The sequence below is a fragment of the Saccharothrix lopnurensis genome, assembly GCF_042658445.1.
Taxonomy (GTDB): Bacteria; Actinomycetota; Actinomycetes; order Mycobacteriales; family Pseudonocardiaceae; genus Actinosynnema; species Actinosynnema lopnurensis.
In genome coordinates this window covers 113,973-132,604 of sequence record NZ_JBHSQO010000009.1, presented here as the reverse complement: position 1 = coordinate 132,604, position 18,632 = coordinate 113,973, and the positions used below count along the sequence as shown (strand labels likewise).

General features: G+C 71.3%; 12 protein-coding genes. 8 read left to right on the top strand and 4 right to left on the bottom strand.

What is annotated here, in order from left to right:
* Window positions 1–110 precede the first annotated feature (110 nt).
* The 4 genes from yjfF to ACFP3R_RS11700 all read right to left on the bottom strand — a co-directional run bounded on the left by yjfF (window position 111) and on the right by ACFP3R_RS11700 (window position 4,678).
* Entirely contained in the window at window positions 111–1,121 is a 1,011-nt protein-coding gene (gene yjfF, locus ACFP3R_RS11715) for a galactofuranose ABC transporter, permease protein YjfF (RefSeq protein ID WP_380635418.1), read from the bottom strand.
* Window positions 1,118–2,083 (bottom strand): ABC transporter permease, encoded by a 966-nt coding sequence (locus ACFP3R_RS11710; RefSeq protein WP_380635417.1) that lies wholly within the window; start codon window positions 2,081–2,083, stop codon window positions 1,118–1,120. Before ACFP3R_RS11710 ends, yjfF begins: the two co-directional genes overlap by 4 nt.
* Window positions 2,080–3,606: a sugar ABC transporter ATP-binding protein gene (locus tag ACFP3R_RS11705; protein ID WP_380635555.1), complete on the bottom strand. Its 1,527-nt coding sequence runs from the start codon at window positions 3,604–3,606 to the stop codon at window positions 2,080–2,082. Before ACFP3R_RS11705 ends, ACFP3R_RS11710 begins: the two co-directional genes overlap by 4 nt.
* Window positions 3,607–3,706: 100 nt before the next feature.
* Complete coding sequence (locus tag ACFP3R_RS11700; RefSeq protein WP_380635415.1) at window positions 3,707–4,678, bottom strand: ABC transporter substrate-binding protein; 972 nt, start codon at window positions 4,676–4,678, stop codon at window positions 3,707–3,709.
* Window positions 4,679–4,932: 254 nt separating this feature from the next.
* On the opposite strand from ACFP3R_RS11700, the gene ACFP3R_RS11695 reads away from it, so the two are divergent.
* From ACFP3R_RS11695 to chvE, 8 genes are all read left to right on the top strand, one after another.
* A complete protein-coding gene (locus ACFP3R_RS11695) occupies window positions 4,933–7,332 on the top strand; it encodes an immunoglobulin-like domain-containing protein (protein WP_380635413.1) in 2,400 nt (799 codons plus the stop codon).
* Between the two features lie 854 nt (window positions 7,333–8,186).
* On the top strand, window positions 8,187–10,673 hold the full coding sequence (locus ACFP3R_RS11690) for an alpha-L-arabinofuranosidase C-terminal domain-containing protein (RefSeq protein ID WP_380635411.1): 2,487 nt from the start codon (window positions 8,187–8,189) through the stop codon (window positions 10,671–10,673).
* Window positions 10,674–10,803: 130 nt separating this feature from the next.
* Window positions 10,804–12,303, top strand: coding sequence for a family 43 glycosylhydrolase (locus tag ACFP3R_RS11685; RefSeq protein ID WP_380635409.1), 1,500 nt, complete (start codon window positions 10,804–10,806; stop codon window positions 12,301–12,303).
* 99 nt (window positions 12,304–12,402) lie between these two features.
* On the top strand, window positions 12,403–13,437 hold the full coding sequence (locus ACFP3R_RS11680) for a LacI family DNA-binding transcriptional regulator (RefSeq protein ID WP_380635407.1): 1,035 nt from the start codon (window positions 12,403–12,405) through the stop codon (window positions 13,435–13,437).
* A 201-nt stretch (window positions 13,438–13,638) separates the two neighbouring features.
* Window positions 13,639–15,297: a ribulokinase gene (araB, locus tag ACFP3R_RS11675; protein ID WP_380635405.1), complete on the top strand. Its 1,659-nt coding sequence runs from the start codon at window positions 13,639–13,641 to the stop codon at window positions 15,295–15,297.
* On the top strand, window positions 15,298–15,951 hold the full coding sequence (locus ACFP3R_RS11670) for an L-ribulose-5-phosphate 4-epimerase (RefSeq protein ID WP_380635403.1): 654 nt from the start codon (window positions 15,298–15,300) through the stop codon (window positions 15,949–15,951).
* Between the two features lie 20 nt (window positions 15,952–15,971).
* The gene (gene araA / locus ACFP3R_RS11665; RefSeq protein WP_380635401.1) at window positions 15,972–17,483 is read left to right on the top strand and encodes an L-arabinose isomerase; all 1,512 of its coding nucleotides are present in this window, start codon (window positions 15,972–15,974) and stop codon (window positions 17,481–17,483) included.
* A 30-nt stretch (window positions 17,484–17,513) separates the two neighbouring features.
* On the top strand, window positions 17,514–18,626 hold the full coding sequence (gene chvE, locus ACFP3R_RS11660) for a multiple monosaccharide ABC transporter substrate-binding protein (RefSeq protein ID WP_380635399.1): 1,113 nt from the start codon (window positions 17,514–17,516) through the stop codon (window positions 18,624–18,626).
* Window positions 18,627–18,632: the final 6 nt, after the last annotated feature.

The following is an 18,632-nucleotide window of genomic DNA, read 5'->3' as shown; positions in this document are numbered from 1 at the left end:
GTGCGCTCGAAGAGTTACAGACCGGCTGTGTGAAAGTCAACACATCAGACGCACGCCGAAGGCCGCCCGCGGAAAGCGGACGGCCTTCGGGGGAGCTCCGGGTCGGGCGGCTAGCTCCGCCGCACGATGACCCGCTGGAGCGCGATGAACGCCAGCAGCAGGGCCCCGATCACGATCTTGGTCCACCAGGAGGACAGCGTGCCCTCGAACGAGATCAGCGTCTGGATCGTGCCCAGCACCAGCACGCCCACCACCGAGCCGACCACGAAGCCGACCCCGCCCGACAGCAGACTGCCGCCCACCACCACGGCGGCGATGGCGTCCAGCTCCATGCCCACCGCGTGCAGGCTGTAGCCGGACAGCATGTAGAGGCTGAACAGCAGGCCGGCCAGCGCCGAGCAGAAGCCGCTGATCCCGTACACGCCGATCTTGACGCGCGTGGTGGCCAGGCCCATCAGCCGCGCCGAGGACTCGCTGCCGCCCACCGCGTACACCGTGCGCCCGAACCTGGTCAGGTGCAGCACGTACACCGCGGCCAGCACCGCCACCAGCGCGATCACCACGCCGTAGGTGATGGTCACGCCACCGGGCAGCTCGATCGTGCCGGTGGCCAGCGAGCGGAACGCCGGGTCCTTGATCGACACCGACTCCACGCTGATCACGAAGCACAGGCCGCGGGCCAGGAACATGCCCGCCAGGGTCACGATGAACGGCTGCACGCCGAACCGGTGGATCACCCAGCCCATCGCCAGGCCGAGGCCGGAGCCGGCCGCGAGCACCGCGAGCACCACCAGCAGCGGCGGCCACCCGGCGCGCAGGGCCGCCGCCGCGATCATCGTCGACAGCGCCACCACCGAGCCCACCGACAGGTCGATGCCGCCGGTCAGGATCACGAAGGTCATGCCGACCGCGAGCACGATCAGGAACGCGTTGTCGATGAACAGGTTCGCCACCACCTGCCCGGACGCGAACCCCTCGTAGCGCACCGAGCCGACGCCGAACGTCGCCACGAACACCACGAACGTCGCGATCACCGGCAGGAACCGCGAGGGCACCCGCCGCGGGCCGCGGGGCGCGGGCGCCCTCGGGGCCGTCTTCTCCCCGGCCGTCGTCGCCGTCATCGCAGCGCCACCCCTCGCCTCACCCGGATCCTGATCGGCGCCTGCACCAGGCACACCGCGATCACCACGACCGCCTTGAACACCAGCGTGATCTCCGGCGCGACGCCGGCCGTGTAGACCGTCGTGGTCAGCGTCTGGATGATCAGCGCGCCCAGCAGCGTGCCGGTCAGCGAGTACCGGCCGCCCGCCAGCGAGGTCCCGCCGATGACCACCGCCAGGATCGCGTCCATCTCGATCCACAGCCCGGCGTTGTTGGCGTCCGCCGCGCTCACGTTGGAGCTGATCATCAGCCCGGCGACGCCCGCGCACAGCGCCGCGAACACGTACACCGTCCAGATGATCGTGCGCGACCGCACGCCCGCCAGCCGCGACGCCTCCGGGTTCACGCCGACCGCCTCGATCAGCATCCCCAGGGCCGTGCGCCGGGTCGCCAGCGCGACCAGGCCCAGCACCGCGAGGCTGATCAGGATCGCGATCGGCAGCACCAGGAAGCCCGCGCCCACCTGCCGGTAGACGGGGGAGTCCACGGTGATGATCTGGCCCTCGGTGATCAGCATCGCCACCCCGCGCCCGGCCGTCATCAGCACCAGGGTGGCGATGATCGGCTGGATGCCCAGCACCGAGACCAGGAAGCCGTTCCACAGCCCCAGCACCGCGCACAGCGCCAGCGCCAGGCCCATGGCGACCCACGGGTTGCCGCCGGAGGCGATGTGCGTGCACGTCACCGCGCCCGCGATGGCCGCCACCGCGCCCACCGACAGGTCGATGCCGCGGGTGGCGATGACCAGCGTCATGCCCAGCGCGATCAGCAGCGTCGGCGCGCCGTTGCGCAGGATGTCCACCAGGCTGCCGAACAGCGCGCCGTCCTGGATCCGCAGCGCGAAGAACGACGGCGTGAACACCACGTTCACCAGCAGCAGGGCGGCCAGCGCCAGGGCCGGCCAGAGCAGTCGGTTCCTCACGAGGCCACCGCCTTGTCGATCGGCGCCACGACGACCCGGGCCTCGGCGGGGTCGTCGACGTGACCGGCGATCAGCTCCATCACGTCGTCCACGCCGGCGTCGCCGCCCAGTTCGGCCACCATCCTCCGGTCGCGCATCACCACCACCCGGTCGGAGATGCGGACCACCTCCTCCAGCTCGGCGGAGATGAACACGACCGCCATCCCCTCGGTGGCCAGGTCCGCCACCAGCTTCTGGATCTGCGCCTTCGCGCCCACGTCGATGCCGCGCGTCGGCTCGTCCAGGATCAGCAGCCTGGGCTCGGTCACCAGCCACCGCGCCAGCAGCACCTTCTGCTGGTTGCCGCCGGACAGGTCGCCGACCACCTTCTCCGGGTCGGCCGGCCTGATGTCCAGCGCCTCGATGTACTTCGCCACCAGCTCGTCGGCGACCTTGCGCGGCACCGGCCGGGCCCAGCCGCGGGCCGCCTGGAGGGCCAGGATCAGGTTGTCGCGCACGCTCAGGTCCGCCACGACGCCCTCGGCCTTGCGGTCCTCCGAGGAGAACGCGATGCCCGCCGCGATGGCCGACCGGGGCCCGCGCAGGTTCAGCGGCTCGCCGTCCACCAGCACGCGGCCCGAGTCGGCCCTGTCCGCGCCGTAGAGCAGCCGCGCCACCTCGGTGCGGCCCGAACCGAGCAGCCCGGCCAGGCCCACCACCTCGCCCGCCCGGACGGTCAGGTCGAACGGCTCCACCGAGCCCTTGCGCCCGAGGCCCTCGGCCACCAGCAGCGGCTCGCCGGGCGTGCCCGAGCGGCGCTCGATCTCCTCCAGCAGGCCGACCTCGCGGCCCAGCATGGCCGACACCAGGTCGATGCGGCTCAGCGACGCGGTCAGGTGCTCGCCCACCAGGCGGCCGTTGCGCAGCACGGTCATCCGGTCGGAGATCTCGTAGACCTGCTCCAGGAAGTGCGTCACGAACAGCACCGCCACGCCCTCGTCGCGCAGCACCCGGATGATCCGGAACAGCTCCGCGACCTCGTCGGCGTCCAGGCTGGAGGTCGGCTCGTCCAGCACCAGCACCCGCGCGTCCACCGCCACCGCCCGCGCGATGGCCACCAGCTGCTGCACCGCGATCGGGTGGCTGCCCAGCACCGACCCGGGGTCGACGTCCAGCCCGATGCGCGCCAGCAGCTCGGCGGAGCGCCCCCGCATGGCCCGGCCGTCGATCCGGCCGAACTTCCGCGGCTCGCGGCCGAGCAGGATGTTCTCCGCGACGGTCAGGTTCGAGCAGAGGTTGACCTCCTGGTACACCGTGCTGATCCCGGCCGCCTGGGCCTGCGCGGGCCCGCCGAACGAGACCGCCTCGCCCGCGTACCGGACCTCGCCCGCCGCGAGGCGGTGGACCCCGGTCAACGCCTTGATGAGCGTGGACTTGCCCGCCCCGTTCTCACCCATCAGGGCGTGGACCTCACCCGGGAACAGCCGGAAATCCACCTCCTCCAGGGCTCTCACGCCGGGGAACTCAACCGAGATGCCCCGCATGTCGACGACCGGCTCGGTCACCGGACAACTCCCCTCGCACGGCTGGGCGCGGCCCCCCGCCACCACACCCGGGGGGTGGCTGGGGACCGCGGTCTGGAATTCAGTACTTGCGCTCGGGGAGCGCGGCCTTGGCCTGTTCGGAGGTGAAGGTGGTCTCCTCGGTCACCACCCGCGTCGGGACCTCCTCGCCCGCCACGACCTTCTTCGCCAGCTCCATCAGCTGCTTGCCCAGCAGCGGGTTGCACTCGACGATGAAGTTGATCTCCCCGGCGGCCAGCGCGGTCATGCCGTCCTTCACCGCGTCCACGGTGATGATCTTGATGTCCTTGCCGGGCACCTTGCCCGCCGCCTTGATCGCCTCGATCGCGCCCAGGCCCATGTCGTCGTTGTGCGCGTACACCACGTCGATGTCCGGCACGGACTTCAGGAACGCCTCCATGACCTGCTTGCCGCCCGACCGCGTGAAGTCACCGGTCTGCGAGGCCACGACCTTGAGGTTCGTGCCCTCGATGGCCTTCTCGAAGCCCTCCTTGCGGTCGATCGCGGGGGCCGCGCCCGTGGTGCCCTGGAGCTCGACGACGTTGGTCGCGTCGCCGGCGTTCTCCTTCAGCCACTCGGCGGCCTTCCTGCCCTCCTCGACGAAGTCGGAGCCCAGGAAGGTCTTGTAGAGCGAGGTGTCCTCCGAGTCGACCGCGCGGTCGGTCAGGATCACCGGGATGTCGGCCCGCTGGGCCTCCAGCAGCACGGTGTCCCAGCCGGTCTCCACCACCGGGCTGAAGGCGATCACGTCCACCTTCTGCTGGATGAACGACCGGATCGCCTTGATCTGGTTCTCCTGCCGCTGCTGCGCGTCGGAGAACTTCAGCTCGACGCCCGCCGCGGCGGCCTCGTCCTGGACCGACTTCGTGTTCGCGGTGCGCCACCCGCTCTCGGCACCCACCTGGGCGAAGCCCATGGTGATCTTGCCGTCGTCGGCGCCCGACGACCCCGCGTTCCCGGACCCTCCGGAGCCGCACGCGGTCAGCGCGGCCAACAGGACCGCGCTGGCGGCGGTCGCGATCTTCTTGAGCACTGGTCTTCCTCCGTGTGAAACCGAGACACTGGCGGGGTCGGCGAACCGCGTGACGGTGGTCACCTGGGCCACAAGAGTGAACGCTCACAATCGCCACGTCAACCCCCACGAAGCGTCAACTTCATGCGCTTGACATGTTTGGAGAGACGGACATATGTTAGCGCTCACTTTTGTGACTCAGCGCACGTCGACCCCCGGCCGTCCTGTTCACGCCGCGCGGTGAACCCCGCGCTCGACGACGAGAGCGACGCCCCATGTTCTCCCTTCGCCACCGTCCACGCACCATCGCGACGGTCCTCATCGCGGCCCTCGTCGCCGCGATGACGAGCGGCACCCCCGCCGGCGCCGACCCGACCGCCGCCGATGGCCCTGCCGGCGCCGCCAACGGTCCTGCCGCCACCGCCAACGGCCCCGCCACCGCTGCCTCCGGTGGCTCCGTCGCCAACGGCCCTGTCGCCAACGGCCCTGTCGCCGTCGCCGGCAGCCCCGCCGTCGCCAATGGTCCCGTCGCCAACGGTCCCGCCGCCACCGCCGACGGTCCCACCGACGGGCTGGCCGCGCACTACCCGCTCACCGAGACGGCGGGAACCGTCGTCCGGGACGCCTCGGGCGCCGGCCGCGACGCCACCGTCCTCGGCGACGCCACCCCCGCCGGCCCGGACGGCCTCCAGCTCGGCGGCACCGACGGCCACGTGAAGCTGCCCGACCACCTCCTGCGCGGCCTGACCGAGGTCAGCGTCTCGGTCCAGGTCCGCCTCGCACCGGACCAGGCCACCCCCTACTTCATCTGGGGCCTGGGCAACTCCTCGGGCAGTTCCGGCAACGGCTACCTCTTCACCACCGGCAACGCCTACCGGACCTCCATCGCCACCGGCAACTGGTCCACCGAGCAGACCACCACCGCGGGCCGCGACCTCGCCCGGGGCGTGTGGAAGACGCTGACCTACACCCTCGCCGACGGCACCGCCGTGCTCTACGAGGACGGCGTGGAGGTCGCCCGCAACACCGGCGTCACCACCACCCCCGCGATGATCGGCAACGGCAGCACCACGGCCAACCACCTCGGCCGCTCGGTCTACCGCGGCGACCGCCACCTGAAGGGCGCCGTCCGCGACTTCCGCCTGTACGACCGGGCCCTCACCGCCGCCGAAGCCCACGACCTCGGCTTCGTCCCGGTCGAGGAGAAGGCCCGCCGCGACCTGGCCTCCCTCGACCTCGGCGACCTGTCCGCCGTCACCGCGAACCTGACCCTCCCCACCACCGGCCCGTACGGCTCGGCCATCGGCTGGCGGTCGAGCGACCCGCGGCACGTGACCGATCACGGCGTCGTCACCCGCCCCGCGGCCGGCGAGCGCCCGGTCACGCTCACCCTGACCGCGAGCGCCGCCGACCAGACCCGCCGGTTCCCGGTCACCGTGCTCCCCGGGTTGACCGACCGCCGGAAGGTCGACGAGGCAGCCGCCGCCCTGGCGGTGTGGAACCCGCAGGACATCCGGGGCAACATCACCCTGCCCACCACCGGCCTCCACGGCACGCGCGTGACGTGGAGGACGACGAAGAAGAAGGTGATCACCGAGACCGGCGAGGTCACCCGCCCCGCCCACGGCGAGCGCCCGGAGCGGGTGCTCCTCCTGGCGGTGGTCGAGAGCGGCAAGCGGAAGGCCGTCCGCCTCTTCTCCGTCACGGTGACGCCGCTGCCGCGGCAGCAGCCCTACGAGGGCTACCTGTTCGGCTACTTCACCGGCGAGGGCACGGCCACCGGCGAGCAGGTGCACTTCGCCGCCAGCCGCGGCAACGACGCGCTCAAGTGGGACGAGCTGAACGGCGGCAAGCCGGTGCTCACCTCCTCTCTGGGGGACGGGGGCGTGCGCGACCCGTTCATCATCCGGTCGCCGGAGGGCGACAGGTTCTTCCTCATCGCCACCGACCTGAAGATGCACGGCAACGGCAACTGGGACCTGGTGCAGCGCAGGGGCAGCCGCCACATCGAGGTGTGGGAGTCCACCGACCTGGTCAACTGGTCGGAGCAGCGCCACGTGCGGGTATCACCGGAGACGGCGGGCAACACCTGGGCGCCCGAGGCGTACTACGACGAGTCCATCGGCGCGTACGTCGTCTTCTGGGCCTCCAAGCTCTACGCCGCGGACGACCCGCAGCACACCGGCAACACCCACAACAAGATGCTCTACGCGACCACGCGAGACTTCCGCACCTTCACCGAGCCGGAGGTCTGGGTCGACCCGGGTTACTCGGTCATCGACTCGACCGTGATCCGGCACGGCGCGGAGTTCTACCGCTTCACCAAGGACGAGCGGAACAACACCTCCACCACCCCGTGCAGCAAGTTCATCCTGGCCGAGAAGTCGACCCGGCTGCGCGACACCTCCTACGACTTCGTCGCCGACTGCATCGGCAAGGGCTCGATCAACCAGGGCGAGGGCCCGACGGTGTTCAAGTCCAACACCGAGGACAGGTGGTACCTGTTCATCGACGAGTTCGGCGGTCGCGGCTACGTCCCCTTCGAGACCACCGACCTCGCCTCCGGGCAGTGGCGGCCCGCCACCGGCTACGAGCTGCCCAGCCGGCCACGGCACGGCACCGTGCTGCCGGTGACCAAGGCCGAACTCGACCGGGTCCGCGCCGCCCACCCCTGACCCGACGACCCGACCCCCGACACCACCACCTCCACCCCGATCCGCGGCCGGTCGCACCGACATCCACGACGCGACCGGCCGCACCCCCAGCTCCCGGGGGCACGAGCGGTGAGCCACGGGACCCGACCGGCGTTCCGCAGGGGTACTGGCGGTCCCCTGCGTGGCGCGGTAGGCGTTGCGCGGCGGCACCGAGCGTGCCTCGCGGGGCCCGGGTGTACCCCGCAGGACGCTGCCGCGCCCTGCGGGGTACGGCCGGTGCTTCGCGGGAGGCGGCACCCCCGCCACCCGCGAAGCACACCCGACTCCTGTCCTCGGAGCCCGGCCGCACGTGACCTCGAAGCTCGATTCGGCCTGGGGCCGGCTCGGGCTCGGGCTGAGACCGGGTCGGCCGTGCCGGAGTCGGAGCCGGCCGGAGCCGGAACTGACGCTGGTGCCGAGGTGGGGCCGGGCTGGTGCCAGGGCTGGGCCGACCCTGGTGTCGGTGTCGGTGCTGGTGCTGGTGCTTGTGTTGTCGAGGCGCTGGCATCGGGACGACCGGCCTGGTGGGTGGTCGGAGGTCCGGGGTTGCCGGCTTCTCCGGGCCGCCGTGCCTCGACGGCCGGCGGATTCCCGCTACCGCAGACCTTGCCGCCCCAGACCCCGCCGCCCCAGACCCCGTCCCAGACTCCGCCGCTGACCCTGCCGCTGCTGACCCTGCCGCTGCTGACCCCGCCGCCGCTGACCCCGCCCCCACAGACTCCGCCGCCGCTGACCCTGTCCACGCCCGACCCGGTACGGCCCCACCCGGTCCGTGCCCGGAGGCGGGCCCGACCGAGATGTACGCGTTGCTTTTCCCTGATCTCCCTGGAGCACGCATGTCCCGCGTAGTGATGGCCGCGGCACTCGTCGCCGGTCTGCTCGTCGCCGTGCCCGCCTCGGGTGCGGCGGCCGACACCGACTACACCCTCACCATCGACCCGAGCGGCAAGGGCGCCTCGATCGAGGACACCATGTACGGCGTCTTCTTCGAGGACATCAACCGCGCCGCCGACGGCGGTCTGTACGCCGAGCTGGTGCAGAACCGGTCGTTCGAGTACAGCACCGCCGACAACGCCGGCTACACCCCGTTCACCGGGTGGGCGCCCACCGGCGGCGCCCTCGACGTGGTCAACGACGACGGTCGCCTGAACGAGCGCAACCGCAACTACCTCCGGGTCGGCCTGCCCGCCGGCCTCATCAACGCCGGGTACAACTCCGGCATCAACGTGGAGAAGGGCAAGCGGTACGACTTCTCCGTCTGGGCCCGCACGGACCAGGCCGCCGGCACCCCGCTGGAGGTCGGCCTGACCGACCCGGCGGGCGAGGACCTCGCCGCGGAGCTGAGGCTCCGGGTGCGCGGGGACGGCTGGACCAGGTACACCGGCACCTTCAAGGCACGGGAGTCCTCCACCACCGGCCGCCTCCTGGTGACCGGCGGGGGCACGGGCACGCTCCGGCTGGACGAGGTCTCCCTCTTCCCGCAGGACACCTTCAAGGGCCGGTCCAACGGCCTGCGCAGGGACCTCGCCGAGAAGATCGCCGCGCTCGAGCCCGGGTTCGTGCGCTTCCCCGGCGGCTGCCTGGTCAACACCGGCAGCCACTACGGCTACGACGAGTCCTCCAACTGGGAGCGCAAGCGCTCCTACCAGTGGAAGGACACCATCGGCCCGGTCGAGCAGCGCGCCACCAACGCGAACTTCTGGGGCTACAACCAGTCCTACGGCCTCGGCTACTACGAGTACTTCCAGTTCTCCGAGGACATCGGCGCGATGCCGCTGCCCGTGGTGCCCGCCCTGGTGACCGGCTGCGGCCAGAACCGCGCCACCGACGACCCGGTGCTGCTCCAGCGCCACATCCAGGACACGCTCGACCTGATCGAGTTCGCCAACGGCCCGGTCGACTCGACCTGGGGCCGCAAGCGCGCGGAGATGGGGCACCCGAGGCCGTTCAACCTCACCCACCTCGGGGTCGGCAACGAGGAGAACCTGGCCGACGAGTTCTTCGAGCGCTTCACCCGGTTCCGCGCCGCGATCGAGGCGAGGTACCCGGACATCACGATCATCGGCAACTCCGGGCCCGACGACACCGGCGCCAACTTCGACCGGCTCTGGCAGCTCAACCGCGAGGCCGGGGTCGACGTGGTCGACGAGCACTACTACAACAGCCCGAACTGGTTCCTGGAGAACAACGACCGGTACGACGGCTACGACCGCACCGGGCCCAAGGTCTTCCTGGGCGAGTACGCCTCCCAGGACAACCGCTTCTACAACGCCCTGGCCGAGGCCGCCTTCATGACCGGCCTGGAGCGCAACGCCGACGTGGTCGAGCTGGCCTCCTACGCGCCGCTGCTGTCCAACGAGGACTACGTGCAGTGGCGACCGGACATGATCTGGTTCAACAACCACGCCTCCTGGGGCTCGGCCTCCTACGAGGTGCAGAAGCTCTTCATGACCAACGTGGGCGACCACGTGGTGCCCAGCACGGCCTCCGGCACGCCCTGGAGCCCCTCCCCGATCACCGGCGCCATCGGGCTCTCCTCCTGGGCCACCTCCGTGGCCTACGACGACGTGGAGGTCACCTCCGCGGACGGCCGGGAGCTGTTCGCCGACGACTTCTCCGGCGACGCGGGCAACTGGACCGGCAACGGCTACGGCCGCTGGGGCGTCCAGGACGGCGCCTACGTGCAGTCCGACGCCACCGCCACGAACCCCCTCGTCACCGCCGGCGACCCGGGCTGGAGCGACTTCACCTTCAGCGTCAAGGCCACCAAGCTGTCCGGCAGCGAGGGCTTCCTGATCCCCTTCGCCGTCAACGGCGCCGGCAACCCGTACTTCTGGAACCTCGGCGGCTGGAACAACACCCGGTCCGCGGTGGACGGCGGCAACCAGTCCCGCGTCTTCCACTCCGACAACACCACCATCGAGACCGGCCGCACCTACGACCTGCGCGTCGAGGTGCGCGACCGCACGGTGAAGCTCTTCATCGACGGGCGGCTCTGGGCCGGGTTCACCGACGAGGCGAGCCAGGCCCCCGAGCCCTTCCGCCAGGTGGTGACCCGGGACGAGAGGACCGGCGACCTGGTCGTCAAGGTGGTCAACGCCCAGGCCGACGCCGCCAGGACCAGGGTCGACCTCGGCCGGGACACCAGGGTCCTGCCCCTTGCCGAAGCCACCGTGCTGGAGGGCCTGCCGGACGACGTGAACACCGAGCACACCCAACCCATCAGGACGCGCAAGGCGCAGGTGCGGGTCTCCGGATCGTTCACGCACACCTTCCCGCCGCACTCCGTGACCTTCTTGCGCCTCAAGGACAAGCGGCGATGACAACCCCTGGACACGCGGTGAATTCGTCATGGCGCCACGGTATCGAACAAGTGTTCGACAAGGGCTCCGGGTTCTCCATGATCACTCGATCAAGTGACCGGCGAAGCCGCCCCCGATTGGAGTTCCCCTGATGCCCGACCGCAGTTCGCCCGACCGCAGATCCCTCGACCGCAGATCGCTGTTCCGCGTCGGCGGCGCGCTGGCCGTGGCGGGAGCCCTGCCCGCGTCGGTGACCGCCGCCTCCGCCGAGCCGCGGGCGCGGTCCGGCGGCGACCCGAACGGACCCGCGTTGACCACCCGCAACCCCCTGGTCGAGCAGCGCGCCGACCCGTTCATCACCCGCCCGACGGACGGCACGTACTACCTGACCGGTTCCGTGCCGGAGTACGACCGCGTCGTGGTGCGCGGCGCGCCGACCCTGGACGGCTTGGCCGGCGCCGAGGAGACCACGGTCTGGCGACGCCCGTCGTCCGGCGCCATGGGCGGCTACATCTGGGCTCCGGAGCTGCACCGCATCGACGGCAAGTGGTACATCTACTTCGCCGCGGGCGATTCCGACCAGCCCTTCCGCATCCGCACCTACGTCCTGGAGTCGGCCGACGCGGACCCCCGCGCGGACGCCTGGGTGCTGCGCGGCCGGGTGGTCACCGCCTGGGACACCTTCACCCTCGACGCCACCACCTTCGAGCACCGCGGCCGGCGCTACTTCCTGTGGGCGCAGGGCGAACCGGGCATCAACACCAACAGCAACCTCTACATCGCGGAGATGGCCTCGCCGCTGGCGCTGAAGACCGCGCCCGTGCGCATCGCCGTGCCCACGCTGGACTGGGAGGTCCAGGGCTTCCGGGTGAACGAGGGCGCGGCGGTGCTGGTCCGCAACGGCCGCGTGTTCGTCACCTACTCGGCCAGCGCCACGGACGCCCGCTACTGCATGGGCCTGCTCACCGCCGACGAGAACGCCGACCTGCTCGACGCGCGGTCGTGGACCAAGACGCCCACGCCGGTCTTCACCACGAACGACGCCACCCGCCAGTACGGGCCGGGGCACAACTCGTTCACCACCGTCGGCGACCAGGACGTGCTGGTCTACCACGCCCGGGACTACCGCGACATCACCGGCGACCCGCTGTTCGACCCCAACCGGCACACCCGCGTGCAGCGGCTGCACTGGAACGACGACGGCACGCCGAGCTTCGGCGTCCCGGTGGGCAAGGGCGGCCCGATCGCGCGCCTGTCCCCACTGGACTCCCCGGGGCTGCACGTGCGCCACTTCGCCTACCGCCTCCGGGTGGAGGGCAACGTGCGCGAGCTGGCCGACTCCCAGTTCCGGTTCGAGCCGGGTCTCCTGGGCTCCGGCACGACGTCGATCCGGTCCGTCAACCACCCCACCCGCTACGTCCGGTTCGACGGCGCCTCGCTGCGGCTGGACCCGAACGAGGGCACGGACGCCTACCGGCGGGCCGCCTCGTTCACGAGGGTGGCGGGGCTGGCCGACCGGGACGGGGTGTCGCTGCGGCTGTCGGCGGACCGGTCGGCCTACGTGGCGCACGACGGGTCCGGGCGGTTGGTGGTCGCCAGGCCGGGCCACGACCGGAGGGCGCGCGAGCGGGCGACTTTCCGGCTCGGCTGATCACATCCGCCCGGCGGGGGACGGTCCCTGGTGGACAATGAACCAGGCGCCTTTTCGGCGAAGAACACGTGTTATCGCTAACATCAAAGGTGCACGGCCATGAGCAGAGATGGGGCGGTAGTGGAGCAGAAGACCTCGCGCGATCCCGCGATGACGGATGTCGCCCGGCTCGCCGGGGTCTCGCACCAAACGGTGTCGCGGGTGCTGAACGGTCATCCCAACGTCCGGGAGCAGACGCGGCTGCGGGTGCGGGCGGCGATCGCCGAGCTGGGCTACCGGCCCAACAAGGCGGCCCGCGCGCTGGTCACCGGCCGCTCCCAGCTCATCGGGGTGGTGGCGCAGAACTCCACCCTGTACGGGCCCGCCTCGCTGCTCGGGGCGTTCGAGCAGGCCGCGGCCGAGGCCGGGTTCGCGGTCAGCGTGGGCCGGGTGAACGTGCTGGACCGCGCGTCCATCTCGGCGGCCGTGGAGCGGCACCGCGACCAGCGGGTGGCGGGCATCGTGGTGATCGCGCCGACCGCGTCGGCCAACGACGCGGTCGGCGCCGTCTCCGCGGGCATCCCGCTGGTCACCGTGGACGGCGACCCGGAGCGGTCCACGCCGCTGGTCACCGTCGACCAGGCGGCGGGCGCCTTCGCGGCCACCCGCCACCTGCTCGACGCGGGCCACCGCACGGTGTGGCACGTCTCGGGCCCGCCGGACTGGTTCGACAGCGCGGGCCGCGTGCGCGGCTGGCGGTCGGCGCTGGAGGCGGCGGACCTGGAGGTGCCGCCGCTGGTGCCCGCGGACTGGAGCGCCGCCTCGGGGTACCGGGCCGGGCAGATGCTGGCCCGGATGCCGGAGGTCACCGCGATCTTCGCGGCCAACGACCACCTGGCCCTGGGCATCCTGCGGGCGATGAGCGAACGCGGCCGCAACATCCCGCGCGACGTCAGCGTGGTCGGCTTCGACGACGTGCCCGAGGCGGCCTACTTCATCCCGCCCCTGACCACCATCCGCCCCGACTTCGACGCGGTTGCCCGGGAGACGCTCGGGCTGCTGCTGGCCCAGGTCGGCGACGGCGAGGTGGGCGCCTCGCAGCGCACCATCGCGCCGGCCCTGGTGACGAGGGACAGCGTCGCGCCGCCCGCCTGAAAAAACCCGTCCGTGAGGAGCGCGCCCGGGACGAGCCGGGCGCGCAACTTTTTCGTGTTCCTCGAACGGTGTTCGGCCGCCTAGGCTGACCTGGTGGCCGCAGCCCACGGCACGTCTTCGTTGTGCACGTTCACCTGGCTGTTAAGAGCACGTTGCGGGCGGGTCTTGACGCGGTGAATGTTAGCGATAACACTCCCTCACATGGCGAGTGAACCGTTGGTGGTGGGTGTCGACTTCGGCACGTTGTCCGGCCGCGCGGTCGTGGTGCGGGTGCGGGACGGCGCCGAGTTGGGCACGGCGGTGCACGACTACGGGCACGGCGTGCTGGACCGGGCGCTGCCCGACGGCCGCCCGCTGCCCCCGGACTGGGCCCTCCAGGTGCCCCGGGACTACGTCGACGTGCTCCGCACCGCCGTCCCGGCGGCCATCGCGGACGCGGGCGTCGACCCGGCCGACGTGATCGGCATCGGCACGGACTTCACCGCGTGCACGATGGTCCCCACGACCGGGGACGGCACGCCGCTCAACGAGCTGCCGGAGTTCGCGGGCGAGCCGCACGCCTACGTCAAGCTGTGGAAGCACCACGCCGCCCAGGGCCAGGCCGACCGGATCAACCAGCTGGCCGAGCAGCGCGGGGAGACCTGGCTGCCCCGCTACGGCGGCCTGATCTCCTCGGAGTGGGAGTTCGCCAAGGGCCTCCAGCTGCTGGAGGAGGCCCCCGAGGTCTACGCGGCGATGGCCCACTGGGTCGAGGCCGCCGACTGGATCGTCTGGCAGCTGTGCGGCACCTACGCGCGCAACGCGTGCACGGCCGGCTACAAGGGCATCCACCAGGACGGCTACCCGTCCACCGACTTCCTCAAGGCGCTCAACCCCGACTTCGCCGGTTTCGTCGCCGAGAAGCTAGACCACCCGCTGGGCCGGCTCGGCGACCGGGCCGGGTTGCTCACCGCGGCGGCCGCGGCCTGGACCGGCCTGCCCGAGGGCATCGCGGTGGCCGTGGGCAACGTCGACGCGCACGTCACCGCGCCGGCCGCGCGGGCCGTCGAGCCCGGCCAGATGGTCGCGATCATGGGCACGAGCACCTGCCACGTGATGAACGCCGACGTGCTGCGCGAGGTGCCCGGCATGTGCGGCGTGGTCGAGGGCGGCATCGTGCCCGGCCTGTGGGGCTACGAGTCGGGCCAGAGCGGCGTCGGCGACATCTTCGCCTGGTTCGTCGACCACAACGTGCCCCCGCACTACCACGAGCAGGCGCGCGAGCGCGGCATCTCCGTGCACGAGCTGCTGACCGAGCTGGCCGGGCGGCAGCGCATCGGCGAGCACGGCCTGGTCGCGCTGGACTGGCACAGCGGCAACCGGTCGGTGCTGGTCGACCACGAGCTGTCCGGCCTGGTGCTGGGCCAGACCCTGGCCACCCGCGCCGAGGACACCTACCGCGCGCTGCTGGAGGCCACCGCCTACGGCACGCGGGTGATCGTGGACTCCTACACCGACGCGGGCATCCCGGTGACGGAGCTGGTCATCGCGGGCGGCCTGGTGAAGAACCGGCTGCTGATGCAGATCTACGCCGACGTGCTGGACCTGCCGCTGTCGGTGATCGGCTCCGAGCAGGGCCCGGCGCTCGGCTCGGCGATGCACGCCGCGGTCGCGGCGGGCGCGTACGCGGACATCCGCGCGGCGGCCGGGGCCATGGGCTCGGTCCGGCGCGGCGTCTACCGGCCGGTCCCGGAGCACGTCGCGGCCTACGAGCGGCTGTTCGTCGAGTACCAGGAGCTGCACGACCACTTCGGGCGCGGCGCCAACGAGGTCATGCACCGGCTCAAGGCCCTGCGCCGCGCCGCCAAGGGGGAGGACTAGATGTCGGTCCTGGACGACCTGCGCCGCACGGTCTCCGACCTGCACCGGGAGTTGGTCCGCTACGAGCTGGTGATCTGGACGGCGGGCAACGTCTCGGCCCGCGTGCCGGACCGGGACCTGATGGTGATCAAGCCGTCGGGGGTGTCCTACGACGAGCTGGGGCCCGAGGCGATGGTCGTCACCGACCTGCACGGCACCCTCGTCGAGGGCGACCTGGCGCCGTCCTCGGACACCGCCGCGCACGCCTACGTGTACCGGCACATGCCCGAGGTGGGCGGCGTGGTGCACACCCACTCGCCCTACGCCACCGCGTGGGCGGCGAGGGGCGAGCCGATCCCGTGCGTGCTCACCATGATCGCCGACGAGTTCGGCGGCGAGATCCCGGTGGGTCCGTTCGCGCTCATCGGCGACGACTCGATAGGCCGCGGCATCGTGGAGACGCTGCGCACCAGCCGCTCCGGGGCGGTGCTGATGCGCAACCACGGCCCGTTCACCGTCGGCAAGGACGCCCGCGCGGCGGTCAAGGCCGCGGTGATGCTGGAGGACGTGGCGCGCACCGTGCACTTCGCGCACCAGCTGGGCAGGCCCGACCCGATCGAGCAGCACCACGTCGACCGCCTGCACGCCCGCTACCAGAACGTCTACGGGCAATGAGCCCACGAGGGGAGCTCCGCATGTCCTCTGCCGCTGCGAAGCCGCAGGTCTGGTTCCTGACCGGGAGCCAGCACCTCTACGGCCCGGACACGCTCGAACAGGTCGCCCAGCAGTCGCAGCAGATCCAGCGGATGCTCACGGGGTCGGGGCGCATCTGCGCCGAGATCGTGTGGCGGCCGGTGCTGACCGACACCGCCGCGATCCGCGACGTGATGCTGGCCGCCAACAGCGACCCCACGTGCATCGGCGTGATCGCCTGGATGCACACGTTCTCGCCCGCCAAGATGTGGATCACCGGGCTGGACGTGCTGCGCAAGCCGCTGCTGCACCTGCACACGCAGCTGAACGAGGCGCTGCCGTGGGCGACCATCGACATGGACTTCATGAACCTCAACCAGGCCGCGCACGGCGACCGCGAGTTCGGGTTCATCCAGACCAGGCTGGGCGTGCCGCGCAAGACCGTCGCGGGTCACGCCAGCGACCCCCGGTTGGCCGAGCGCATCGACGGCTGGGTCCGCGCGGCCACGGGCCACCACCACCTGAACGGGCTGAAGCTGGCCCGTTTCGGGGACAACATGCGTGGTGTCGCGGTGACCGAGGGCGACAAGGTCGAGGCGGAACTCCGGTTCGGCGTCAGCGTCAACACCTACGGCGTCAACGACCTGGTCGAGGTCGTGGACGCGGTGCCCGACGACGAGATCGACCTGCTGGTCGCCGCCTACGCCGACACCTACCGGCTCGCGCCCGAGCTGGCCAAGGGCGGGGACCGGCACGACTCCCTGCGCTACGCGGCGCGCGTCGAGGCGGGCCTGCGCCGGTTCCTCACCGACGGCGGCTTCGGCGCGTTCACCACGAACTTCGAGGACCTGGGCGGGCTGCGGCAGCTACCGGGCCTGGCCGTGCAGCGGCTGATGGCCGACGGCTACGGCTTCGGCGGCGAGGGCGACTGGAAGACCTCGGCGCTGCTGGCCGCGGTCAAGGCGATGGGCACGGGCACGGGCCGCGGCACGTCGTTCATGGAGGACTACACCTACCACTTCGGCCCCGGCGAGCCCAAGATCCTGGGCGCGCACATGCTGGAGGTCTGCCCGACCATCGCCGCCGACCGCCCCGGCTGCGAGATCCACCCGCTGGGCATCGGCGGCCGGGAGGACCCGGTGCGGCTGGTGTTCGACGCGGCCCCCGGGCCCGCCGTCGTGGTCGGCCTCGCTGACCTGGGGGAGCGGTTCCGCCTGGTGGCCAACGAGGTCGAGGTCGTGCCGCCGGACGAGCCGCTGCCGAGGCTGCCCGTGGCGCGCGCGGTGTGGAAGCCCGCGCCGTCGCTGTCCACCTCCGCCGAGTCGTGGCTGACCGCCGGCGGCCCGCACCACACGGTGATGACGCAGGCCGTGGGCGCGGAGACGCTGAACGACTTCGCGCAGATGGTCCGCACCGAGCTGGTCGTCATCGACCGGGACACGACCACGGCGTCGTTCGCCGACCGCCTGCGCTGGAACCAGGCGTACTTCCGGCTCGCGCAGGGCCTGCGCTAGCGCGCGCCACCACAGGGAGAGGGAGAAACAATGAGGTTTCCGCGGATCGCCGCCATCGCCGCGGCCGGTCTGGTGCTCGCCGCCTGCGGGTCGACGGAGAAGACCGTCGACCAGCAGAGCGGCTCCACCGAGGACGCGCTGGTCGGGGTGACCATGCCGACCCGCTCGTCGGAGCGCTGGATCCACGACGGTGACAACATCAAGAAGGCGTTGGAGGCGAAGGGCTACCAGGTCGACCTCCAGTACGCCGAGAACGACATCCCCACGCAGGCCAACCAGATCGAGAACCAGATCACCAAGAAGGCCAAGCTGCTGATCGTCGCCTCGATCGACGGCACCGCGCTGACCAGCCAGCTCCAGCAGGCCGCCGACGCGAAGATCCCGGTCATCTCCTACGACCGGCTCATCCGCAACAGCCCGAACGTGGACTACTACGCCACGTTCGACAACTTCAAGGTCGGCGTGCAGCAGGCGACCTCGCTGCTGACCGGGCTGGAGGTGGTCAACCCCGACGGCAGCCCCGGCCCCGCGACCGGGCCGGTCAACATCGAGCTGTTCGCGGGCTCGCCCGACGACAACAACGCCACGTTCTTCTTCAACGGCGCGATGTCGGTGCTCCAGCCGCACATCGACAAGGGCACCCTGGTCGTCAGGAGCGGGCAGACCGACTTCCGCACCGTGTCCATCCTGCGGTGGGACCCGGCGACCGCCCAGCGGCGCATGGAGGACATCCTCACCTCCAGCTACCAGGGCGGCGCGCTGGTGCAGGGCGTGCTGTCGCCCTACGACGGCCTGTCCATCGGCATCCTGTCCGCGCTCAAGAGCAACGGCTACGGCGGCGGCACCACGCCTTATCCGATCGTGACCGGCCAGGACGCCGAGGTCGCCTCGGTGAAGTCGATCATCGCCGGTGAGCAGTACTCGACCATCCAGAAGGACACCCGCGAGCTGGCCGAGGTGACCGTGGACATGGCCGACGCGGTGCTCAAGGGCGGCAAGCCCGAGGTCAACAACGAGAAGGACTACGACAACGGCGTCAAGGTCGTCCCGTCGTACCTGCTGGAGCCGGTCATCGTCGGCAAGGACAACTACAAGCAGGTCCTGGTCGACTCGGGCTACTACACCGAAGACCAGCTGAGGTAGTACGGG